The 23,392-nt window shown below is 66.0% G+C and carries 20 protein-coding genes; 15 read left to right on the top strand and 5 right to left on the bottom strand.

Annotated features, from left to right (window positions below; all coding sequences use genetic code 11):
* The first annotated feature begins 366 nt into the window (after positions 1-366).
* From NX775_RS06375 to NX775_RS06335, 9 genes are all read left to right on the top strand, one after another.
* Positions 367-1,467, top strand: a complete 1,101-nt coding sequence (locus tag NX775_RS06375; RefSeq protein ID WP_258835234.1) for a calcium/sodium antiporter — start codon at positions 367-369, stop codon at positions 1,465-1,467.
* Positions 1,468-1,476: 9 nt separating this feature from the next.
* Complete coding sequence (mbhE, locus tag NX775_RS06370) at positions 1,477-3,729, top strand: hydrogen gas-evolving membrane-bound hydrogenase subunit E (protein WP_258835233.1); 2,253 nt, start codon at positions 1,477-1,479, stop codon at positions 3,727-3,729.
* Complete coding sequence (locus tag NX775_RS06365) at positions 3,726-4,151, top strand: MnhB domain-containing protein (RefSeq protein WP_258835232.1); 426 nt, start codon at positions 3,726-3,728, stop codon at positions 4,149-4,151. Before mbhE ends, NX775_RS06365 begins: the two co-directional genes overlap by 4 nt.
* On the top strand, positions 4,148-4,534 hold the full coding sequence (locus NX775_RS06360) for an NADH-quinone oxidoreductase subunit K (RefSeq protein WP_258835231.1): 387 nt from the start codon (positions 4,148-4,150) through the stop codon (positions 4,532-4,534). Before NX775_RS06365 ends, NX775_RS06360 begins: the two co-directional genes overlap by 4 nt.
* Positions 4,531-6,000, top strand: a complete 1,470-nt coding sequence (locus NX775_RS06355; RefSeq protein WP_258835230.1) for a proton-conducting transporter transmembrane domain-containing protein — start codon at positions 4,531-4,533, stop codon at positions 5,998-6,000. The genes NX775_RS06360 and NX775_RS06355 overlap by 4 nt, the downstream gene beginning before the upstream one ends.
* The gene (locus NX775_RS06350; RefSeq protein WP_258835229.1) at positions 5,997-6,344 is read left to right on the top strand and encodes a Na+/H+ antiporter subunit E; all 348 of its coding nucleotides are present in this window, start codon (positions 5,997-5,999) and stop codon (positions 6,342-6,344) included. The genes NX775_RS06355 and NX775_RS06350 overlap by 4 nt, the downstream gene beginning before the upstream one ends.
* A complete protein-coding gene (locus NX775_RS06345; RefSeq protein WP_258835228.1) occupies positions 6,341-6,607 on the top strand; it encodes an MrpF/PhaF family protein in 267 nt (88 codons plus the stop codon). The genes NX775_RS06350 and NX775_RS06345 overlap by 4 nt, the downstream gene beginning before the upstream one ends.
* Positions 6,604-6,924 (top strand): monovalent cation/H(+) antiporter subunit G, encoded by a 321-nt coding sequence (locus tag NX775_RS06340; protein ID WP_258835227.1) that lies wholly within the window; start codon positions 6,604-6,606, stop codon positions 6,922-6,924. The genes NX775_RS06345 and NX775_RS06340 overlap by 4 nt, the downstream gene beginning before the upstream one ends.
* A 131-nt stretch (positions 6,925-7,055) precedes the next feature.
* Positions 7,056-7,418: a hypothetical protein gene (locus NX775_RS06335; RefSeq protein ID WP_258835226.1), complete on the top strand. Its 363-nt coding sequence runs from the start codon at positions 7,056-7,058 to the stop codon at positions 7,416-7,418.
* A gap of 55 nt (positions 7,419-7,473) precedes the next feature.
* Here the strand turns inward: NX775_RS06335 and NX775_RS06330 are convergent, their stop codons facing one another.
* The 3 genes from NX775_RS06330 to NX775_RS06320 form a co-directional block, all read right to left on the bottom strand.
* Positions 7,474-8,118, bottom strand: coding sequence for an AAA family ATPase (locus NX775_RS06330; RefSeq protein WP_343828989.1), 645 nt, complete (start codon positions 8,116-8,118; stop codon positions 7,474-7,476).
* Between the two features lie 162 nt (positions 8,119-8,280).
* Positions 8,281-8,817: an REP-associated tyrosine transposase gene (locus NX775_RS06325; RefSeq protein WP_258835225.1), complete on the bottom strand. Its 537-nt coding sequence runs from the start codon at positions 8,815-8,817 to the stop codon at positions 8,281-8,283.
* A 235-nt stretch (positions 8,818-9,052) separates the two neighbouring features.
* Positions 9,053-10,960, bottom strand: coding sequence for a M61 family metallopeptidase (locus NX775_RS06320; RefSeq protein ID WP_258835224.1), 1,908 nt, complete (start codon positions 10,958-10,960; stop codon positions 9,053-9,055).
* Positions 10,961-11,171: 211 nt separating this feature from the next.
* Between NX775_RS06320 and NX775_RS06315 the strand changes: the two genes are divergently transcribed.
* From NX775_RS06315 to NX775_RS06295, 5 genes are all read left to right on the top strand, one after another.
* A complete protein-coding gene (locus tag NX775_RS06315; protein ID WP_183555607.1) occupies positions 11,172-11,642 on the top strand; it encodes an Hsp20 family protein in 471 nt (156 codons plus the stop codon).
* A gap of 229 nt (positions 11,643-11,871) precedes the next feature.
* Positions 11,872-13,422, top strand: a complete 1,551-nt coding sequence (locus tag NX775_RS06310; RefSeq protein ID WP_258835223.1) for a Do family serine endopeptidase — start codon at positions 11,872-11,874, stop codon at positions 13,420-13,422.
* A gap of 52 nt (positions 13,423-13,474) precedes the next feature.
* Complete coding sequence (locus NX775_RS06305) at positions 13,475-14,137, top strand: response regulator (RefSeq protein WP_258835222.1); 663 nt, start codon at positions 13,475-13,477, stop codon at positions 14,135-14,137.
* Positions 14,134-15,486, top strand: a complete 1,353-nt coding sequence (locus NX775_RS06300) for an ATP-binding protein (RefSeq protein WP_258835221.1) — start codon at positions 14,134-14,136, stop codon at positions 15,484-15,486. The genes NX775_RS06305 and NX775_RS06300 overlap by 4 nt, the downstream gene beginning before the upstream one ends.
* 62 nt (positions 15,487-15,548) lie before the next feature.
* Entirely contained in the window at positions 15,549-16,679 is a 1,131-nt protein-coding gene (locus NX775_RS06295; RefSeq protein ID WP_258835220.1) for a branched-chain amino acid ABC transporter substrate-binding protein, read from the top strand.
* Positions 16,680-16,705: 26 nt separating this feature from the next.
* Here NX775_RS06295 and NX775_RS06290 read toward each other — a convergent pair whose 3' ends face one another.
* Complete coding sequence (locus NX775_RS06290; RefSeq protein ID WP_258835219.1) at positions 16,706-17,440, bottom strand: hypothetical protein; 735 nt, start codon at positions 17,438-17,440, stop codon at positions 16,706-16,708.
* 126 nt (positions 17,441-17,566) lie between these two features.
* Positions 17,567-19,972: a TonB-dependent receptor plug domain-containing protein gene (locus tag NX775_RS06285; protein ID WP_258835218.1), complete on the bottom strand. Its 2,406-nt coding sequence runs from the start codon at positions 19,970-19,972 to the stop codon at positions 17,567-17,569.
* A gap of 208 nt (positions 19,973-20,180) precedes the next feature.
* Here NX775_RS06285 and NX775_RS06280 point away from each other — a divergent pair, with 208 nt between their 5' ends.
* Positions 20,181-23,372, top strand: coding sequence for an error-prone DNA polymerase (locus NX775_RS06280; protein WP_258835217.1), 3,192 nt, complete (start codon positions 20,181-20,183; stop codon positions 23,370-23,372).
* Positions 23,373-23,392 lie beyond the last annotated feature (20 nt).

Genomic DNA, 23,392 nt, shown 5'->3' with positions numbered 1-23,392 from the left:
CTGCTTGTATATCAGGCGCGGTTGGACGCCTTTCTGGGCGAGGTTCATGCAAATTCTTGCCGCACTGTGGGTGTGGGAAACCATGCCTGGCATCGGCCGGCGGGGCTGACGCGCCGGCGCGTCGCGCTGCCACGGTGAGGCCGTTTGTGCTCGCGCGGGGCCCGTGCAACAGTCGTGCTGTGGGTAGTAAAATCGATTCGGGTGTGCGTGCCGTCCTGCTTCAAAGCGTCCTATAATTGGCGGCAAAGCTGCTCCAGGCGAGTCAGCAAGCGAGCTGGTCCGGCGACGTCGAGTCGTCAGCGGCAAGCCTTGCTTTGCCTTGTTTTGCCAGGAGCATTGCCGGTGTTACGTGAGAAGGAGGCGCCAATGATGGACGTGCTCTTGTTCTTGTTCGGACTCATTCTGCTTGTCGCCGGCGCCGAGGCGCTGGTGCGCGGTGCTTCCCTTCTGGCACTGTCGGTCGGCATGTCGCCACTCGTGATCGGGCTCACCGTCGTCGCGTTCGGTACCAGTGCCCCGGAGCTGGCCGTCAGCCTGCAATCGGCTGTGTCCGGCAGCGCTGACCTGGCGCTGGGCAACGTCGTAGGCAGCAATATCTTCAACGTCCTGTTCATCCTTGGTATATCGGCCCTGATTGCACCGCTGCTCGTGGCGCAGCAGGTCGTGCGCCAGGAAGTGCCGTTCATGATCGGCATCTCGCTGCTACTGCTCGCACTGGCGCTGGACGGGCGCATCGGTCGTGGCGATGGCGCCCTGCTGCTGGGTCTGCTGATCGGCTACACCGCCTTCCTGGTCTACCAGTCGCGGCGCCAGCATCGGCCCGACGACGCCAGCCTTCCAGACGGCGTGCCCGGCCCGTCCAAAGGCTGGGACAGCCACCCGGCAATGCAACTGCTGCTCATTGTCGCCGGACTCGGCCTGCTGGTGCTGGGCGCCACCTGGCTGGTGGACTCGGCCGTCAGCTTCGCGCAGTACCTCGGCGTTAGCGAGCTCGTCATTGGCCTGACCATCGTTGCGGCCGGCACGTCGCTGCCCGAGGTGGCCACCTCGATCATCGCGGCGCTGCGGGGCCAGCGCGATATTGCGGTCGGCAATGTGGTAGGCAGCAATGTATTCAATATCCTGGGCGTGCTGGGGCTGCCGTCGCTGGTGACGTCGTTGGGGATAGAGGTTGCCCCTTCGGTGCTCGCATTTGACCTGCCGGTCATGATCGCGGTGGCAATCGCTTGCCTGCCCATCTTCTTCACAGGCAATCTGATTGCTCGTTGGGAAGGCGGGCTGTTCCTGGGGTTGTACGCGGCCTACATGGCTTACGTGTTGCTGGCGGCCCAGCAGCATGATGCATTGCAGCCATACAGCACCGTCATGGCGATGGCGGTATTACCCCTGGTCGCCATCACACTGGCGGTCGTTGCATGGCGCGAGTGGCAGGGGCGGCGCATGCACCAGGATAGGTCATCCCGCTAGGCGCCCGCCATGGTGCAGACAGCGCTCCCTGTGGCATCGCAGGCGCTCTGGCTCCGCGGGGCCTGGCTGTTGCCACTGGCATTGCTGCCGGTGGTGGCCGGCCTGCCAGCCGAACCAGCAAGCTGGTCGGTTTCCTGGGTGGCGCCGCTTGGCATCCGCCTGGGGTTTGCCGCCGATGGCCTGGCGCGCCTGTTCCTGCTCCTGGTGTGCGCCGTCGGCGCGGCGGTGCTCGCGTATACGCCCGGCTATCTGCGCGGCCATGCCCGCCTGGGCCAATTGATGGGCCTGCTCATCGCGTTCACGCTGGCCATGGCCGGGGCAATTCTTTCCGATGACTTGTTGTTGCTGTTGCTGTTCTGGGAGGCGACCAGTGTGCTGTCCTTCCTGCTGGTGGGTTTCGAGCATGACAGCCACGACAGTCGTGAAAGCGCGCGCCAGGCGCTGCTGATCACCGGCGCCGGCGGGCTGGCGCTGCTTGCCGGGATCGTCCTGATCCTGCTGGCTGCGCCCGGACTGCGGCTGAGCGACCTGGCGCACCTCGATCCTGCTGTGCTTGCCGAGCCGCGCTTCCAGGCGGGGGTGGCGCTGGTGCTCGCTGGTGCCATGACCAAGTCGGCCCAGTTCCCGTTTCACTTCTGGCTGCCGGGCGCAATGGCCGCGCCGACCCCGGTCTCGGCCTATCTGCACTCGGCGACGATGGTCAACCTCGGGGTGTATGTGATGGCCCGCTTCGACGAAGCGATGGGGGCGGTTGCATGGTGGGAAGGAACGCTTCTGTCGATCGGCACACTCACCGCCTTGTGGGGCGCCGTGCTCGCGCCCCGCGAGCGCGACCTGAAACGCATCCTGGCGTGGTCGACCGTCTCCGCGCTGGGCATGCTGACCGTGCTCATCGGCTTGCCCAACGACCTGGGCGCGCTGGCCTTTGTCGCCTTTCTGCTGGCCCATGCGCTGTACAAGGCGCCCCTTTTTTTCGTGGCCGGCAATATCGACCATGCGACCGGAACGCGCCTGGTCGACCGGCTGCGCGGGATGCGCCACGCGATGCCGGTCACTGCGCTGGTAGCGTTGCTGGCCGGCGTGTCGATGGCCGGTCTGCCGGCTACGGTCGGCTTCGTTGCCAAGGACAGCATGAAGGCCGCCAAGGAGATCAGCGACGTCTTGTGGGTGGTCGAAGGCACCAGCCTGCTGGTGAGCACCGTCGGCGTGGCGGTCGCCAGCGTGGCGACCGTGCGCATCTTTTTTGGCCCGCCAACCCATCCCGCAGACCATGCGCCACACGAGGGTGGATGGCGGCTCACGGTCCCGCCGCTGGCGCTTGCCGGCATCGGCATCGTGCTCGGCTTGTTTCCTGCACTGGCCGAACCGCTGCTGATCGATGCCGCCCGGCTGATCTCCCCCACGCTGACACGCGCCGATGTCTCGCTCGACACCGAATGGCTGCTTCGCATCGAGAGCTTTGCCATTGTCTGGGCGGTCGGGGCGCTCGTGTATGCCGGATGGAACCACCTCTACCGGGGGCTTGACCGACTGCGCTTTCTCGACCGCGCCGGCTCGGCTGCCGCGTATGGCGCCGCGCTGCGCGGCCTGAAACACCTCGCCGGCGTGCTGGCACGCGCCCTGCAGGCGCGGCGCCTGAGTCGCTACATGGTCGCAACGGTCGCCGCCACGGTGCTGCTCTGCGTGCCCTGGGCATTCGACCTGGACGTTGCGCCATTCACCGCCATCACCCCCGACGCTGCCGGCGTACTGGTCGGGTGCGCTACCGTCATCCTCGGGGCCGCGCTGGCCGTGCGGGCCCGGGACACGCTCGGCCGATTGCTCGGTGCGGGCGCGGTCGGCACCGGCAGCGCGATCGTGTTCCTGTTCCAGGGCGCGCCCGACCTGGCCCTGACCCAGCTTGCCGTGGAAACCGTCTTCGTGGTGGTGGCAGCGGTGGCATTGCGCCGCTACCACCAGCGGCAGGGCGTCGGGGCGGGCGAAGAACGTGCCGATGCCTGGCGGGCCGGCGTCGCACTGGCGTTCGGCCTGCTGCTCGGCGCCGTGCTGCTGGCGCTGTCCGGCCGGCCGTTCGACGCCGCCATGGCCGATTATTTCCTCGCGCAGAGCGTGCCCAATGCGCACGGACGCAACGTGGTCAACGTCATCATCGTCGACTTTCGCGCCCTTGACACGCTTGGCGAGATTGCCGTGGTCATGCTTGCGGCGCTGGCGACGTGGCCGCTGGCACGCCCGCTTCCTGCCAGGAGAACAAGCCGATGAATACCGGGCGCGCGATCGTGCTGGAGACCACGGTGTCCTTCCTTTACTGGATCATGCTGGCCGCCGCCGTATGGCTGCTGCTGCGCGGGCACAATGCGCCCGGCGGCGGCTTCGTTGCCGCGCTGGTGGCGGTGGCGGCGACGGTCGCCCATGCGCTCGTGCGGGGCACGGCGGCCGCCCGCGCGCGGCTACCGCTCGGACCACTGAGCCTGAGCGCCCTCGGCCTGGCGCTGGCCGCGGCCAGCGGCCTGCCGGCGCTGGCGCTCGGCCAGCCTTTCCTCACCCACTTGTGGGGTGAACTCGGCGCCGGCGCCGTGGCGCTCAAGCTTTCCACGGTGATGCTGTTCGACCTTGGCGTGGCGCTGTGCGTTTGGGGGGCGCTGAGCGGATTCTGCCTGCGGCTGCTGGGGAGCATGCGATGATCGAGTGGGCAATGGCGGCGAGCGTGACCCTGGTGGCTGCCGCCGGCCTGTACCTGGCCAGCTCGCGCGACCTGGTGGCAATCTCGGTGGGGCTGGCCTTGCTCGGTGCAGCGGTGAACCTGTTCGTGTTCGCAGCCGGCCGCCTTGGCCAGGCAGCGCCGCCGTTAATTGCGCCAGGCGCGGTTGCGCCCCTGGCGGCGGTGGCCAACCCGGTACCGCAGGCACTGGTACTGACGGCCATCGTGATCGGTTTCACCTTTGCCTGTTTCGGCATCGCCCTGGCCCTGGCGCTGGCCGCTCACGACGACCGCGCCGATGCCGATGCGCTCGAACAAGCCGAACCGCCCCCGAGGCCTGATGGTGACCCCGGGGAACTGCCATGAGTGGTCTACTAGCGGCCGCGCCGGTGCTGGTGCCGCTGTTCACGGCAGCGCTGACGGTTGCGCTGGCCCGGCGCCCGCGCCGCCAGCGTGCCGCCAGTCTGGGCGGGGCGTTGATCCTGCTGCTGTGCTGCGCGGCATTGCTGGATGGCGCTGCCGGCGGCGCGGTGGTGGTAACGCAGTTCGGCGCCTGGGCCGCGCCTTTCGCGATCGTCTTTCGTATCGACCGCGCCGCCGCCCTCATGCTGACCATCAATGCCGTGCTGGCCATGGCCGTGCTGGTCTGGCCCAGCCGGGGCAGCGCGCTGGCCACGCCGTTCGGCCCACCGCTGGTGCATAGCTTGCTGGCCGGCGCGTGCGGGGCCTATGCCACGGCTGACCTGTTCAACCTGTACGTCTGGTTCGAGGTGATGCTGATCGCGGCCCTCGGACTGATCGTTGCCGGCCGCACACCGGCGCAGCTGGAGGCTGGTCTGAAGTACCTGGTCCTGAACCTGTTCGGCACGGTCGTCCTGCTGGCCGCTGTGGCGGGCCTGTACGGCCTGACCGGCCAGCTCGACTACCACGCACTCGGGATGGCGCTGGCCGGGCGCGGCGACGATCCGCTGGCCTTGCTGCTGGGCGCGCTGTTGATCATTGCGCTGCTCATCAAGGCCAGCGCCTTTCCCTTTTTGTTCTGGCTGCCGGCCGCCTACCCGGTACTGTCGCCGCCGGTACTGGCGCTGTTTACGGCCCTGACCACCAAGGTCGGGGCCTACGCCTTGCTGCGCGTTCTCCATGAAGTCTTCCCGGCCGGCGCGCCAGCCTATACCCCCGTCCTGGGCTGGCTTGCCTGTGCCACCATGATTGCGGGCGTGATGGGCGCGGTGTATCACTACGACCTGCGCCGGATACTGGCCTTCCATAGCGTGAGCCAGATGGGCTATATCCTGTTGGCGGCGGCGCTTGGCGGCGCCGCCGGGATCGCTGCGGCGCTGTTCTTCAGCATCCACCACATCCTGGTCAAGGCCAACCTGTACCTGATCGCAGGCATGATCGCCCGCAGGGCAGGGCACTACGACCTGCGCAAAATCGGCGCCCTGGCGCGCAGTGAGCGAGCGCTCGCCGGCCTGTTTGGGCTGAACGCGGTGGCGCTGGTCGGGATGCCGCCGCTGTCCGGCTTCTGGGCCAAGCTGCTGATCCTGCGTGAAGGGTTTGCCCAGGAACATTACCTGTGGATGGCGGTGGCCGTATGCACCGGGGGGCTGACCCTGCTGTCGATGGCCAAGATCTGGATCGAGGCGTTCTGGAAACCGCACCCGGCGCCCACCACCACGCCGGGTGCGCCCCTTCCGGCGGGCGCGTGGGCCAGCTGCGGGGCGCTGTCGTTGCTGGCCCTGGCCATGGGCCTGATGCCGGGGCCGCTCATCGATTTCCTGGTGGCGGCCGCCGGCACGATGGCGCCACCGGTGGCCAGGCCCGCACCATGAAACGCATCGCCGCCGGCCTCCTGATCGTGTGGCACCTGTTTGCCTCCATTGCGCGTTCAGGTTGGCAAATTTCGTGGCGCATCCTGCGTGGTCCGCATGATTTTGCCCCCGGTTTCGTCGACTACCGGTTCCAGCCGATGCAACCTTGGGCAACGACCGTACTGGCCTGCCTGATCTGCCTCACGCCGGGGACTACGGCGGTGGACGTCGACGCCGTCGCCGGACGAATCCGCCTGCATATGCTCGACACCGGTAACGGCGCCGATGAGGCGGCGCTGCAGGAAATCCGTCATCTGTTTGAAGTTGCCGTGCGGGTGCTCTTTGCTCAAGAGGAGATGTCATGACAATACTGGTCGAGGTGTTTCTTGGGCTGACACTGTGGCTGGTCCTGGCGGCCTTGCGCCGCCTGCCTGGAGCTGCAAACCGGTTGGTGGTCATCGATGTTCTCAGCGCCTGCGCCCTTGCGGCATGCATACTGGCCGCTGCGCGTACCGGGCATACGGCTTTCCTGGACGTTGCGCTCGGCTTCGCCCTGATCGCGTTTCTCGCCACCGTTTGCTGGGCCAACGCGCTGCGCGCCGAGGCGCCCGGGCGGGACGCGCCATGACGGCCCTGGGTTGGGCGCTCATGATTCTCGGCGCAGCACTTCTCGCAGTGGCGGCGTTGGGCCTGCACAGGCTGCCGGACGCCCTGTCGCGGCAGCATGCGGCAACCAAGGCGGCAACGTTGGCGCTTGGCCTCATGCTGGCCGGCCTCGCCGTGCTGCAACCGGGATCGGCCTGGTGGATCAGGATCGGCGCGCTGGTGACAGTACTCGCCGCAACCGTGCCGATTGCGTCGCACGCGCTGGCGCGCGCCGCGGCGTCCCGGCCGGACGCCTCAAGGTCGGATGCTTCAACACCGGATGCTTCAGCGCCGGACTGATCCGCGACGCCGTCATCAACGGCGCTGCATGGATTGTTCAAAGAAACTCTGCGCCCCCAAAGCGCGCCAGCGAACGGTACGGTTAGCCCGATCGGGCATCATTGCGCTGTCCACACTCGACAGGGGAACCCATGAAACGATCCATCCACCTCGCTGTTCTGGCCGCAATGACATTCGCTGGCGCGGCCCACGCCGCCACGCAGCAGACGCTGGAAACGTCCGGCTTTACCGTCAGGATCGTGCAGCAGTGCGAAGAGGGCAACGTCACCTGCGACAACGTGCGCTATACCGGCACCAGCAAGAAAACCGGCAAGGCGATCAAGCTGCGTGGCAAGACCATGCATTCAATGGCAGCCGATGGCGTCACGCCCGGTGCTTTCCAGGGCTATGTATTTCGCTCGGGCCGCGTGAACTACACCGTGTTCGCCGATGGCCGGCTGGTGGTCACCGAAGGCAAGAAAACGCTGGTGAACCAGCGGGGCGAATGGAAGTAGTCCTGGCCCGCACTCGATGAACCGAGAATAGCGTCGCCCGGTTAAATCACCATGCTCAATCCGGCGCCAGCAACTGTTCCAGCCGGCGCGGATAGTGATTCAAAAAGTCGCGCGTTACGGCGTAATGTTCCGTGTACTCATACGCGATCTCGGCAATGCCGGCGCCGTCAAATGCCAGGATCTTCGCGCCAGGGTACACAAGCAGAATCGGCGAGTGCGTCACGATGATGAACTGCGACTGTTCCTGCACCAGCATGTGAATCGCCCGCAATGCGGCCAGCTGGCGATTGGGCGAGAGCGCCGCCTCGGGTTCGTCGAGCAGGTACAAGCCATTGCCTCTGAATTTGTCGAGCAGCACACTCATGAATGCTTCGCCATGCGAGCGCGCATGCAGCTGCTTGCCGCCATAGCCGGTGGTCTCCGGCATCCCGTCGAGGTAGGTCGCGAGATTGTAGAAGCTCTCGGCCCGAAGAAAATAGCCGTCCCTGGGCTTGCGCGTGCTGCGCGACATCCGAATGTGATCCGCCAGCCGGGTGTGCTCGCCGGACGTGTTCAGCAAGCGGTTGTTCAGCGTGCCGCCTTCGATGCCAAAGCCCAGTGCCAGTGCGATCGCTTCCAGCATGGTCGACTTGCCGCTGCCATTTTCACCAACGAAGAAGGTCACGTCAGCGTGGAACTCAATCGATTGCAGTTCGCGCACGGCAGGAATGTTGAACGGGAAGTCATCGAAGCCGACCTCGTTGCTGCACGATGCGTGGATGGCCGATGCTCCCCTGTAGGGTGGACGGCTACGCCGTCCACGCGGTGATCGTTGGCGGAAAATTCATTGCACATGCCCAAGCGGTGAAAAACCTGCACCACCTTACTCCAGCATCATTGTCCGCGCTGCCTCGGTGCCACCCCAATCAGGAAGATATAGCCCACTCTTCACAAACCGTCCAAACGATGAATACGGCCACTGCACTGCACTGGTGACATGACCATGCCTGACCGGGTTGTAATGAATGTAATCGACATGGCGCGTCATGTCGTCGTCATCCCTGATCTGATGCTCCCAGAAACGACGTTGCCAGATCGCGGCTTCACCACGGCGGCGGCGTGACTCGGTAGACAGGATGTCGTCATATTGATCGCGACAGGAAAATGAAACATGGTGCTTGATCTGTGCCCATCGCGTCGAGATGTCGGTGTCGCCATCCGGCAGTGTCCAGATGCAATGCAGATGGTCCGGCATTAACACGATGGCGTCGATAATGAAGGGACGCCGCAGGCGCGTCCGGTCGAGTGCAACGCGCAAGGATAAGCGGATCGCATCGTCACACAGGATGGGGCGACGACGAAAGGCGACCAGTGTGAAGAAATAAGTCCGGCCAGAGCGGACGCGGCGAAAATGGGACATGCTGGCGAGCGTATGCGGCAGCAGGGGGTAATGGGATGTCGCACGTCAAGCGTGACGTGCGCGTTGGATTTGCCGGCGGTTGGACGCGTGGATGGCGGAGCCATCCACCCTACTTGAACGTGCGCCTCGGATCAGCCGATCCTTGAGCGCGTGGATGGCGGAGCCATCCACCCTACTTGAACGTGCGCCTCGGATCGGCCGATCCTTGAACGCGTGGATGGCACAGCCATCCACCCTACAGCGCCTTGAACAGCACCTCGAGCCGATCCTTCGTACCCGGAATGCGTTCCAGGCGCGGATAGCGCAGGCCGTCGCGGTAATCGAGCGAGATCGTGCGCAGGTTGTTCCCCTTGCGTACCAGAAGTTCGAGCGGCGCCTTGCCATCCTTGGCGGCGCGCACTGCTGCCTTGAGCACGTCGCCCTTGTAGACGCGGTTGTTGACGGCAACGATCGTCGTGTTGGCCGCCAGGCCGGCGCGGAAGCCCACGCCGTCCCAGATCACGCCGGTGATGCCGCCGTCGGCGCGCACCTGGAAGCCCAGCGAGTATGTGAAGTCGGTGGTCTTGTTGCGATCTTCTGCGCCACGCGCCGCGTCGCTCGGCGTGTCGCCGTAGACCAGCTTCCAGCCGGCGCGCTTGAGGCCATCGAGCGGGGCGCCCGGGCCGTGGCCGTCCAGGCGCGCACGCAGGAACGGCGCCCAGTCGTATTTCTGCACCTTGTTCAGCGCAGCCACCACGTCGTCGAACGTGTAGTAGGTGGTCTGGGTGCTGCCGTTGTCGATGCCGAAAAAGGCGCGCGCGAAGTCCTGCAGGCCGCGCTGCTCGCCCGACATCTCGCGGATCATCGTGTCGACGTCGAGCCAGATCAGCATGCCCTCGGTGTAGTAATCCTCGCTGCGCTGCCAGTTACCCCAGCCGATCGGGCGGCGCCCGTTGATGATCGGGTCGTTGACGGTGTCCTGCACTGCGCGCCAGTCGCGGCCCTGGGTGGCGTCGTAGCGCGCCGCGTCGGCCGCCAGCGCATCGCGCGCGTGGGTTTGCGAGACCAGGCCCGAACGCGCGGCGAGCACCTTGCCCCAGAACTGGGTCTGGCCTTCGTACAGCCACAGCAGCTCGTTCTGCAGCGGCGTGTTGAAGTTGGCGACATCCTGGCCCGCAGGTCGGCGGAATTTGCCGTTCCACGAGTGGACGAATTCGTGCGGCAGCAGTTCGCGCCCGGCCTCGTTGCGGTTCCACTCGGTGAAGTAACCGAGCTTGACGCCGTTCTCGCTCGACTGCTGGTGCTCGCGGCCGATGCCGCCGAATTCGTCCGAGATCGCAAACAGAAAATCGTACTGGCGATAGTGGTGCGAACCGAACAGCTTGAGCGCCTGGTCGACCATCGCGCGGTGCAGCTTGATCTGGTCCGGTTTGGCCTCGAGGTTTTCGGGATTGTCGGCCACCACATTGAGCATCACCGGTTGCTTCGCGCCCGGCGCCAGGTCGATGCGCTTGAAGTAGCGGCCCGCGAACAGCGGCGAATCGACCAGCGTGTCGAGATCATGCGGCTTGAAGCGCACTTCGTCGCCGGTGCGCGCTTCGACCGCCAGTGAGCTGGCGAACTGCCAGCCAGCGGGCAGGCGCAGCGTCGGCTGCACGGTGATGCGGCGCGCCTGGTAGCCGGCCGGGTACAGCGCCACCGACTGCCACTGCACGCCGAGGATGTCGTCGGTCATCGTGATGCGGCCCTGCGTCGTATCGAGCGGCGACAGGAACTGGTATTCGGCTTCCAGCGTGGTTGCGCCTTCCGGCACCACGACGTGGAACGCATACACGTTGACCGGGTCGCGCTTCCACTCGACCGGCTTGCCGCCGGCGCGGAATTTCAGGCCGGCGAGCTGGGTCAGCGGGATGTTCGGGCCGTGGTTCCCCGGCGCCCACTGCGGATACAGCAGCGTCATCGGGCCAGCCTGCACGGGCATCGACAGGCGCATCCTGAAGACTTGCTGCGACAAGTTGCTCGCGTCGACATGCAGCGCGATCGTGCCGGGATACGGCGCGTCGCCGACGGCGGGAAGCTGGGCCGAGGCAGGCAGGGCCAGAGTCAGGGCCAAAGCGCGCGCCGGACGGGCAGCGCGTGCGAAGAAGGTGCGGGATGCGGTCATGGGAAAAGGCAGGGAAGGGAAGCCGGGCAGTGTAGCACCGCCCGTCGGGCTGGATTTTCCCTGATACATCATGCAAACAAAATTTGGAAAAATATTTTAAATTCCGTATTTTGCTTGTCTTGATTTCGCGATCGATGGCATTAGATTGGTACCAGCGGATGCTCAACTGAGGTCCGCACCCTTATCGCTTAACTTTACAAGGATAGACATCATGCGTACTTACGACCTGACCCCTCTCTACCGTTCCGCTATCGGTTTCGATCGCCTGGCCAGCCTGCTCGAGCAACGCGCCGAGTCGCAGCCAAGCTACCCGCCGTACAACATCGAACTGGTGAGCGAAGACCAATACCGCATCGTGATGGCGCTGGCTGGCTTCACCCGCGACGAAGTCGAGATCATCACCGAGCGTGACAGCCTGCACGTCACCGGCCGCAAACAGAAGGATGACGCCCAGCGCACCTTCCTGCACCGTGGCATCGCAGCGCGCGATTTCGAGCAGCGCTTCCAGCTGGCCAACCATGTGAAGGTCACCACGGCGTCGTTCGACAACGGCATGCTCACCATCGAATTGGTGCGTGAAGTGCCAGAGGCGCTCAAGCCGCGCAAGATCGCCATCGGCGATGCTGCCGGCACCACGATCAGCGGCGACAATGTCCAGGCACTGGAACAACGCGCTGCCTGAATTGGCGCAGATGATGCAGTAACGGTTTGAACGGAGGGCGCCTGCAGCATCGGGGCGCCCTTAGCCTATCTGGCGGGCCTTGTGTGCTGCGCAGCCGCAAGCCGTGTGCATTAAGCCGTGTCTAAGGAGTGTTGCCTGTCAACTTAAGTATGGTCTAAGACGGCTGCGCGACACTAGCCTCATCGAATCTCGATCATCGATTTACCGAATTTTCATCAGGAGCACATCCATGTCGAACCCAAGTGCCGTTACTGCCATCACTGCCAAACGCCTGACGCTGGCCCTGTGTGCCGCGGGCGTCATCGGCGGCGCGGTCGGTGCCATCGCTGTCAATCACAATAACGCTACTGCCAATGCCGCCGCGCCAAGCGTGCCGGCTGTCGTCGCGGCCGCCCCTGGCGCTGCACCGGCTGCTGCCGTGGGCGCACCGTCGTCGACCGTGGCGCTGCCCGACTTCACGCGTATCGCTGCGCAGCAGGGCAAGGCAGTGGTCAATATCCGCGTCGTTGGCGGCACCAAGACGGCCGCCCGTGGTGGCGGCGGTGCTGGCGGCATGCCAAGCCTCGACCCGGGCCATCCGTTGTATGAGTTTTTCAAGCAGTTTCAGGACCCGCGCTCCGGTGGCGAGCGCGGTGGTCGTGAAGCGCCCGTTTTCGGCGCTGGATCGGGCTTCATCGTAAGCCCGGACGGCGTCATCCTTACCAACGCACACGTCGTGCAGGGCGCTGACGAAGTCACGGTCAAGCTGCAGGATCGCCGCGAGTTTCGCGCCAAGGTCCTGGGCTCCGACCCGCGTACCGACGTGGCTGTGTTGAAAATCGATGCCAAGGGCTTGCCCGTGGCGCCGATCGGCAAATCCAAATCGGTGCTGGTGGGCGAGTGGGTGCTGGCCATCGGTTCGCCGTATGGCCTTGAGAGCACCGTCACCGCCGGCGTGGTCAGCGCCACCGGTCGCTCCATCTCGGACGGCAGCGTGCCGTTCATCCAGACCGACGTTGCGGTTAACCCGGGCAACTCGGGTGGCCCGCTGTTCAACACCCGCGGTGAAGTGGTTGGCATCAATTCGCAGATCTACAGCCAGACCGGCGGCTACCAGGGTCTGTCGTTCTCGATCCCGATCGATCTCGCGGTGCGCATCAAGGACCAGATCGTCGCCACCGGCAAGGTGCAGCATGCCAAGCTCGGTGTGGGCGTGCAGGAAGTCGGCCAGAGTTTCGCCGATTCGTTCAAGCTCGAATCGGTGGAAGGCGCGCTTGTGAGTAACGTCGAGCGTGGCAGCCCGGCCGAACGTGCGGGCCTGAAATCCGGCGACGTGATTCGCACGGCCAACGGCACGCCGATCGTCTCGTCGGGCGACCTGCCGGCCATGATGACGATGGCCAAACCCGGCGACAAGATCGCCATGGACGTCTGGCGCGACGGCAAGCTGGTGCGCATCGATGCGACGCTGGCCGACGCTGCCGACAAACCACGCCGCGGCCAGGTGGAAGACGTGGCCGGCACTGTCGACAACAGCGCGAAGCTGGGCCTGTCGTTGCGGCCGCTGGAGCCGATCGAGCGTCGCCAGAGCGGCATCGCGACTGGCCTGTTGATCGAAGATGCATCGGGCGCCGCCGAGATCGCGGGTATCGAACCGGGCGACGTGCTCATCTCGGTCAACGGCCGGCCGGTGAACTCGGTGGCGCAGGTGCGCGAGATGGTGGGCAAGGCCAGCAAGTCGGTGGCCCTGCTGATCCAGCGCGGCAGCGACAAGATCTTCATCCCGGTGCGGATCGGTTAATTGGTTAAGATAGCGTAGCGTCCTCGGGTCGCACTTTTACAACGGGGGATGTATGCGGCTGCTGCTGGTGGAAGACGATACGATGATCGGCGAAGTGGTGCTCGACCTGCTCAGGGCCGAGCACTACGCAGTCGACTGGGTCAAGGACGGCGAAATGGCCGACACGGCCCTGCTGCAGAACCAGAACTACGACCTGGTGCTGCTCGACCTGGGGCTGCCGCGCAAGGACGGCCTCGAAGTTCTGCGCTCGATGCGTGCGCGCAAGGACCGCACGCCGGTGCTGGTTGCCACCGCGCGCGACTCGGTGGCCCAGCGCATCGCGGGCCTGGATGCCGGCGCCGACGACTACGTCCTCAAACCCTACGATCTCGACGAACTGCTGGCGCGCCTGCGCGCGCTGCTGCGGCGCGCTGCTGGCCGCGCCGAGCCGATTTTCGAATACCGCAACATCACGATCAATCCGGTCACGCGCGAAATCATGGTCGACGGCACCCAGGTGTCGCTGTCGGCGCGCGAGTGGGCCGTGCTCGAAGCGCTGGTGGCGCGGCCCGGCGCCGTGCTCTCGCGCGCGCAGCTCGAAGAAAAGCTGTACAGCTGGCGCGACGAAGTCTCGAGCAACGCGGTGGAAGTGTACATCCACGGCCTGCGCAAGAAACTGGGCAGTGACCTGATCCAGAACGTGCGCGGCGTCGGCTACATGGTGCCGAAAGCATGAAGATGACGCACTCGCTGCGCGGGCGCCTGCTCTGGTTCCTGCTCGCGGCGATCACGATCGCGGCGGTGGCGCAGGCGACGATCGCCTACCGTACCGCGCTGCACGACGCCGACCAGATCTTCGACTACCACATGCAGCAGATGGCCCTGTCGCTGCGCTCGAGCACACCGCTGTCGAACGACGAAGCGCGCGCGCGGCAGGAAGCCGAAAGCGCTGGCGGCAACGACGACATGGTGGTGCAGATGTGGTCCCCCGACGGCGCCCAGATGTTCCACAGCGTTTCGCGTGCGCGCCTGCCGCAGCGCGCGGTGCTGGGCTTTTCGAACGTGCGCGCCAACAGCACGACCTACCGTGTGTTCTCGATCCAGACCTCGAATCAAACCGTGCAGGTCGCGCAGGACCTGGCCGTGCGCCGCAATATGGCCGGTAACCTGGCCCTGCGCACGCTGGGGCCCATCGCGGTCATGATGCCGATCCTGATGCTGGTCGTGTGGTGGGTCGTGAGCGGCTCGCTGCAACCGGTGGCGCGCGTGCGCTCGCAGGTGGCGTCGCGCCAGGCCGACGATCTGTCGCCGGTCTCCGATACCGGCTTGCCCGACGAAGTGCGTCCGCTGGTGCAAGAGCTGAACCTGTTGTTTGGCCGCGTGCGCACTGCGTTCGAGGCCCAGCAGCATTTCGTGGCCGACGCCGCGCACGAACTGCGCACGCCGCTCGCGGCGCTGCGCCTGCAGGCGCAAAGCCTCGACCGCGCCGACACGCCTGAGGCGCGCCAGGTCGCGGTGGGCCGCCTGACGGCCGGCATCGACCGCGCCACGCGCCTGGTCGAGCAGCTCCTCATCCTGGCGCGGCAGGAAGCCACCGCCGCCGAAGGCACGGCTGCCAAGACCCGGCCGGTGGACCTGGCCGACCTGGCGCGCCGCACGGCCGCCGACCTGGCCAGCGTGGCTGCTGCCAAGGGCGTCGACCTGGGCCTGCAGCAGGCCGACCCGGCTAGCGTCGACGGCCAGCCCGACGCGCTGCAGATCCTGCTGCGCAACCTGGTCGACAACGCAGTCAAGTACACCCCGGGCGGGGGCACCGTCGACATCTCGGTGCTCAGCGGCGCCGGGACGGTGGCGGTGCAAGTGGAAGACAGCGGCCCCGGCATTCCGCCGGACGAACGCGAACGCGTGTTCGACCGCTTCTACCGCGTGGCCGGCAGCGAAGCCGCCGGCAGTGGCCTGGGCCTGGCCATCATCAAGGCGATCGCCGAGCGCCATGGCGCGGTGCTGACGCTGGGTTCGTCCGAGCGCTTGGGTGGTCTGATGGCGACCGTCACGTTCAAGACCCCTGTGCAGACAGCTGCCTGAGCGCACGGTAAAATAGCCGGTTTGGCGGCTTTTTGTCCGCCTGTTTGCATACCGGGGAACCCATGAACAAAAACATATTGGTCGCCAGCGTACTGGCGGCAACGGCCGGCCTGGCGTCAAGCCAGGACATCGTCAAGATCGGCCACGTGGCCGGGATCACCGGGCCGGTGGCCTACTTTGGCAAGGACACTGAGAACGCTACGCGCATGGCGATCGAACACCTCAACGCGCGCGGCACCACGATCGCCGGCCGCAAGGTGACGTTTCAGCTGGTGGCCGAAGACGACGCGGGCGACCCGAAACAGGCCACCAGCGTGGCGCAGAAGCTGGTGGACGCCAAGGTCAATGGCGTGATCGGGCACCAGACATCGGGCACCACGATTCCCGCGTCGAAGATCTATCACACCGGCGGCATCCCGCAGATTTCACCATCGAGCACCAGCCCGAAATACACGCAGCAGGGCTTCAATACGGCGTTTCGCACGATCGCGAACGACGTGCAGCTGGGCCAGGCCCTGGGCCGCTACGCGACCGGCGCCATGAAGGTGCGCCGCGTGGCCGTTGTCGATGACCGCACGGCCTACGGCCAGGGCCTGGTGATGGAGTTTTCCAGAAGCCTGCAACAGCAGGGCGGCACGATCGTCGCGCGCGAATTCACCAACGACAAGGCGACCGACTTCAGCGCCATCGTCACCCGCATCCGCGCCACCAAGCCGGACATGGTCTTCTTCGGTGGCCTGAGCGCCACGGCCGGCCCGATGCTGCGCCAGATGAAGCAGCTGGGCATGAACGTGCGCATGATGGGCGGCGACGGCATCTGCTCGGACGAGATCTTCAAGCTCTCCGGCGGCACCATGGCCGACGGCCAGGTCGTGTGCGCGGAAGCGGGCGGCGTGCGCGGTGAAGGCAAGGCCGGCATGGACAAGTTCCGCGCCGACTACAAGAAGCGTTTCGGCATCGATGTGCAGATCAACGCGCCGTATGCGTACGACGCGACGATGGTCATGGCCGACGCGATGGTCAAGGCCGGATCGGCCGTCCCTGCGAAATACCTGCCATTCCTGGCCAAAGCCAATTACAAGGGCGTGACCGGGCCGGTGGCGTTCGATGCGCGCGGCGATGTGCGTGACGGGACGATCACCTTGTACGGGTTCAAAGGCGGCAAGCGCTCCTTGATCACGGTGACCAAGTAGCGTGGACGGCTGCGCCGTCCACGCGTTTAACCAGTCATCAGGTGCCGGAAAGTCGGCTCGATATTCTTCGCATGCAGATGGCGCACGATGTCTTCCAGCGTCGCGTCTTTCAGCAGCAGGCCTGCCGGCGGCGCAGGTGTAGACGAAGCCGCAGGCACGGGCGCGGGTGCAGGCACCGGCGCACTCACCGCGGCCGGTTCGAGCAGGCGCCACGCATGCTCGAACTGCGCCGCATCGATACTCTCCAACCCCTCCAGGAATCCAACCTGCCCGTTCGGCGGCGGCTGCATGTCCAGCCCCGGTTCGTCGGCAAACGATGCCCCCATGCCCGGGTGGATGAAGGCGGCCCACTTGCCGGTGCGCGGGTGCAGGCAGGGCGGCAGGGCGACCGGCGCGCGCACTGCGTCCGGCGCCAGCTCGACCTCGGGGAAGTACGCATCGCGCAGGCGTTCGAGAAAAGCCTGCGCGCGCTCGGCCGGCACCGGCGTCGCAAGCGACAGCCACAAATAATACGCGTCGCCGCCCGAGATGCTCACTGCGGGCGCGGGCAGCTTGAGCGTCGTCTGCAGCGCATTGGCTACTTCGCACAGCCGCGTCCAGTGTGCTTCGCTGTCGGCGCCTTTGGTCTTGCGAAACGGGATCATCATGGCCCGCGTCTGGCCGTCGCCACCCGTCAGGCTGACCGGCAGTGCGAGGATGTCGGACGGCAGCACATCGGCGGGAAGATACAGCCGCATCAATTCGGCAATCAGTTTGTGCATGGTGCTTTCAGGTGGGGGCTTGGACGACAGGCGCCATTCTGACACAGCGCAGCCGCCCGGCCGGCGTCAATAAAAAACGGCCTGCAATCGCTTGCAGGCCGTTGTTTCACCGCTCTCAGGCCCAGATCAGAACCGGTGCGCCAGGCGCGCAAACAGCGCCGCGCCATTCAGGCCGAACTGCACGCTCTCGTACTTGAAGCCGTTGTCGGTCTCGTTCGCATCCTGCACGGTTGGCTTGACGTCGAAGATGTTGGTACCGCCAACCGTCAGGCGGGTCTTCTCGGTGAAGGCCCACGTGAAGGCCAGGTCGGCCGACGTCTTGGCTTCGTACTTCTGGTTCGGCACCGGTGGACCCGAGAACGTGCCCAGCGTCTGCGGACCGAAGTGGATCACGCGTAGCGCTGTTTCCAGCTTGCCCTGGACGTAGTCGAAGCCCAGCGTGGCCTTGCGGCGCGGCGCGCCTTCTTCGATGAACAGACGCTCGCGCTCGGACAGCAGCACGTCTTCGAAGCCTGCCAGTGCGGCTGGCGCTTTCACGCGCTGCACTTCGGTCTTGCTGAAGTTCGCGGCCAGGAACGTTGTCAGGCGGCCCGCGGCCACGTTGGCGCGGTGCGAGACCGTCAGGTCCAGGCCCTGCGTCTTGGTGTCGACCGAGTTGACGAAGAACTGCGCCTGGCCCACGCCCAGCTGCTGCAGCGTCGCGCCCAGCGCCGGGTAGTTGTCGGCGTCAAAGCGGCCCGACAGCACGATGCGGTCATCGATGTCGATGCGATACAGGTCGGCCGTGACCGACAGTGCCTGCGTTGGCGACCAGGTCAGGCCCAGCGTGTAGCTCTTCGATTCTTCGTCCTTCAGTTGCGGGATGCCGGCGGCAGCAGCCACGCGGCCACCATTCGGCGCCAGCACGACGTCCAGCGGCTGGCCGCTGACGAAGTCGGTGAAGGTCGACGAGAAGTACGCCTGCTGCAGCGACGGTGCGCGGAAGCCCGTGCTGGCCGAGCCGCGCAGCAGCAGGTCCGGCGCCAGGCGGTAGGCGGCGGCGAGCTTGCCGGTGGTGGTCGAGCCGAAGTCCGAGTAGCGCTCGTAGCGCAGTGCGGTCTGGATCTTGAGGCGGTCGGTGAGGTCCGTTTCGATGTCGACGTAGGCCGCGTTGCTGTGACGGTCGGTGTCGGTTTCGTCGCCCGGCTGGAAGCCCGGGAAGCCCTGGCTGCCGGCGTTGCCCCCGATGCCCACGCCGTCAGCGTCGATGTACGAACCGGCTTCGCCGGCGAAGATCTTGTAGTTCTCGCGGCGGTGCTCGAGGCCGAACGCGACGTTCATGCCCTTGAACACATCGCTGTAGAAGCGGCTGATGTCGGCGTTGGTGGTCGCCTGGCGGAACGAGAACGCGCCCGCATAGAAACGGTCGGCGCTGCGGCCCTGGCCACCGCCCAGCAGATCGAGGTTGGCGATCGAGGCGTTGAGCGTGTTGGCGATGTCGTACTTCAGGCGGTTGTAGCCGTAGGTCTGCGACAGGTCGGCATTCCATTCGCCAGCCGTCCAGCGGTAGCCGACGGTGCCCCAGCGGTCATCGACCTTGCCGTTGATGAACGGTACGAAGCCGTCCGGGTACATCGCGGCCGAATTGCGCGACGGGATGTCTTCGGAGCCCAGGCCTTCGCGGCCGAATGCAGCCGACGACGCGTCGCGCTGCTGCACGCCGGCGGTGAAGTAGAACTTGCCGCCCGCGCCGGCCGGGAATTCGCCGTTCAGGTAAATGGTCTGGTTGTCGGCTTTGGTGTCGCCGATGATGCGCGGGTTACCAGGCTCGGAACGGTTCGAGCGGCCGCGGTCCGAGTATTCGCCGGTGATGCCCAGCACGCCGCCACCGAGGGCCACGCCGCAGTAGGCCGATGCCTGCCAGTTCTCGCCATCGCCCTCGGTGTACTGGCCGTAGCCGGCCACCGATTCGCAGCCCAGGCTTTTCTTCAGGTCGATGTTGATCACGCCGGCAATCGCGTCCGAGCCGTATTGGGCGGCGGCGCCATCGCGCAGCACCTGCACTTCGCGGATCGCCATCACGGGGATGCCGTTCATGTCGGTGCCGGTGTTGCCGCGGTTGCGCGCGCCGAACAGGTTCACCAGCGCGACCGTGTGGCGGCGCTTGCCGTTGACGAGCACCAGGGTCTGGTCCGAACCCAGGCCGCGCAGGGCGGCCGAGTCGATCAGGTCGGCGCCGTCGGCGCCCGTCTGGCGCGTCGAGTTGAACGACGGCGACAGGTTGCTCAGCACCTGGGCTAGGTCGAACTGGCCACTCTGTTCGGCTGCTTTCGTCATCGGGATGAAGTCGATGGCCACCGGGGTATCGGTGCTGGACGCGGCGCCGACGCGGCGCGAGCCGACGACGCTCACGCTTGGCACGACGGCGTCAGTGGTGATGGCGGGTGCGGTTTGCGCCTGGCCGATGCCAGGGGCGAGGGCAAGGGAAGCAAGAATGGTGCTGCCATACAGACTGGCCAACACGGAACGGGGCATGATTTTGAGTTTGAGCACTGGTTTCTCCGAAGGATGTTCGGATACTATCAATGGATCCTTCGATTACCGTTGCAATGTGGCATTAACACAACGTTCTGATTGTATAACTTTGTATTATCAAGTTGGGTGCATAACTAATTTCCTGCGGTAAATAATGCGCGTGAGGCCAAAAAGGTCGGCTATACTGTGTTTTTATACAGTATTTGTCATTTGACATGAGCCCGGCGTGATACAGCCTCCGACCAACCAGCCTCCCGCAGCTCCGACTCTGCCGCCGTATGCCGAGTTGTTCTGCCTGTCGAACTTCTCGTTCCTGCAAGGGGCGTCGCATGCCGAGGAGCTGGTGCTGCGCGCGGTGCAGCTCGGGTACTTCGCGCTGGGGATCACCGACGAATGCTCACTGGCCGGCGTCGTGCGCGCACATGCCGAGGCCAAGGAGGCAGGCCTGCCGCTCATCATCGGCGCCCACTTCCATTTGCAGAATCTCGATGGCAGCCCGGCGCCGTCGCTGATCCTCCTGGCGCAGAACCGCGAGGGTTACGGCAACCTGTCCGAATTCATCACGCTCGGGCGCACGCGTGCTGAGAAGGGCACGTACCTCTTGACCCCCGATGATCTGGCCGACCCGGCGCCGGAGAACGCGCACCTGCGCCACATGCCCGATTGCCTGGCGATCCTGCTGCCGCCGTATCCGGGACACGAGGCGCAGGATGTCGACCGCCTGCACGCGCAGGCGGCGTGGATGGCGACTACCTTTCCGGGCCGCGCCTGGCTCGGCCTGACGTCGCTGCACCGCGCGTTCGACGATGCGCACCGCGCCACGGTCGAAGAAGTCGGCTGGCAGCATGGCTTGCCGATCGTGGCACTGGGCCACGTGTGCATGCACGTGCGCTCGCGCAAACCGCTGCAGGACACGCTCACCGCCACGCGCCTGAACAAGGCGGTGGCCGACTGCGGCTACGGGCTGGCGCAGAACGCCGAGCAGCACCTGCGCTCGCGCCTGCGCCTGGCCAACCTGTACACGCCCCAGGTGCTGGCCGAGACGGTGCGCGTGGCGCGCCTGTGCACCTTCTCGCTCGACGAACTGCGCTACGAATACCCGGACGAAGTGGTCCCGCCTGGCCACACGGCGGCGAGCTTTTTGCGCGCCGAAACCTGGATCGGCGCGCACCGGCGTTTTCGCGACGGCATACCGGCCAAGGTGCAGGCGCAGATCGAGCACGAGCTGGCGCTGATTTCCGAGATGCGCTACGAACACTACTTTTTGACGGTATACGACATCGTGCGCTTCGCCCGCTCGCAGCACATCCTGTGCCAGGGCCGCGGTTCGGCGGCCAATTCAGCCGTCTGCTATTGCCTCGGTATCACCGAGGTCGATCCGGCCCGCGCCAGCCTGCTGTTCGAGCGCTTCATCTCGCGCGAGCGCAACGAGCCGCCCGACATCGACGTCGACTTCGAGCACCAGCGGCGCGAAGAAGTCATCCAGTACATCTACAACAAATACGGGCGCGATCGGGCAGCGTTGGCGGCGGTGGTGATCAGCTACCGCCCCAAGAGTGCGCTGCGCGACAGCGGCCGCGCGCTGGGCATCGACCTTGGCATCGTCGAAAAGGTCGCCAAGACCCACCACTGGTTCGACAGCCGCGCCGACCTGCTGGGCCGCCTGGCCGAGAGCGGCCTGGATCCCGAGGCGCCGCTGTCGCGCCAGTGGGCCACGCTCGCGCAGTCGCTGCTCAACTTCCCGCGTCACCTGTCGCAGCATCCGGGGGGCTTCGTCATCGCGCGCGGCAAGCTCTCGCGCCTGGTGCCGATCGAGAACGCCGCGATGGCCGACCGCAGCGTCATCCAGTGGGACAAGAACGACCTTGAGGAACTGGGGCTGATGAAGGTCGACGTGCTGGCGCTGGGCATGCTGTCGATGATGCGGCGCGGGCTGGAGCTGGTCGGCCAGCGCTATGGCAACGTGTTCGAGATGCAGGACATCCCGGCCGACGATACGGCCACCTACGACATGATCTGCCAGGCCGACACGGTGGGCGTGTTCCAGATCGAGTCGCGCGCGCAAATGAGCATGCTGCCGCGGATGCGCCCGCGCGTCTTCTACGACCTGGTGATCGAGGTGGCGGTGGTGCGCCCCGGCCCGATCCAGGGCGGCATGGTCCATCCCTATCTGCGGCGCCGTCAGGGCTTCGAGCCGGTTGTGTATCCGAGCGCCGAAATGAAAGTGGCGCTCGAGCGCACGTTGGGCGTGCCGATCTTCCAGGAGCAGGTGATGCAGGTGGCGATCCTGGGTGCGGGCTTCACACCGGGCGAGGCCGACCAGCTGCGCCGCGCGATGGCGGCCTGGAAGCGCAAGGGCGGGCTCGAACACTATCACGAGCGCATCACGACCGGCATGCTCGAACGCGGCTACACGCTTGAATTTGCCGAAGCGATCTTCAGTCAGATCCAGGGCTTCGGTGAATACGGCTTTCCCGAGTCGCATGCCGCGAGCTTCGCGCTGCTGGCGTACGCCAGTTCGTGGCTCAAGTGCCACGAGCCGGCCGCCTTCCTGTGCGCGCTGCTCAACAGCCAGCCGATGGGCTTTTACAGCCCGTCGCAACTGGTGCAGGACGCGCGCCGCCATGGCATCGAGGTGCGGCCAGTCGATGTCGCCGTCAGCGGCTGGGATTCGGCGCTCGAAGAATACGATCCGCACGAGCGCACGCGCCAGCCGGCGGTGCGTCTCGGCCTGTCGCTGCAGCGCGGGATGAAGGTCGATGCGGCCGAGCGCATCGAGCAGGCGCGCGCCGTGCGGCCGTTTGCCGATGTGGCCGACCTGGCGCGCCGCGCGGGCCTGGACCGCAGCGACCTGCAGGTGCTGGCGGCGGCCGGCGCGCTGCAATCGCTGGCCGGGCACCGGCGCGAAGCATTGTGGGAAGCATCCGGCGCCGCGCCCGACAAGGACCTGCTGCGTCCGACGGTGCCGCGCGAAGAAGCGCCCGTGCTGGCTGCGCCAAGCGAAGGCGAAGAGATCGTGGGCGACTACCGCGCGCAGGGCCTCACGCTGGGCCGCCATCCGCTGGCGCTGCTGCGCGAGCGTTTGCTGGCGCAGCGTTTCCTGCCCGCGGCGACGCTGATGGATTTCCAGAACGGCCAACTGGCGCGCGGCTGCGGCCTGGTGACGGTGCGCCAGCGCCCCGGCACCGCCAAGGGCGTGCTGTTCCTGACGCTGGAAGACGAAACCGGCAACGTCAACGTGATCGTGTGGCCATCGCTGGTAGAGCAGCAGCGGCGCGAGGTGCTAAGCGCGCCGCTGCTCGGCGTCTACGGGGTCTGGCAGCGCGAGGGCGAAGTGCGCCACCTGGTCGCCAAGCGGCTGGTGGATCTGTCGCACCTGCTGGGTGGACTCGATACGCGCAGCAGGGATTTTTGTTGACGCACAGCCGGGGTCAGGTC

Origin of the sequence: Massilia aurea (assembly GCF_024753205.1) — a bacterium.
GTDB classification, from domain to species: Bacteria; Pseudomonadota; Gammaproteobacteria; order Burkholderiales; family Burkholderiaceae_D; genus Telluria; species Telluria aurea.
Note: the sequence above shows the minus strand (reverse complement) of the source record. Positions and strands in the feature narration are given on the sequence as shown.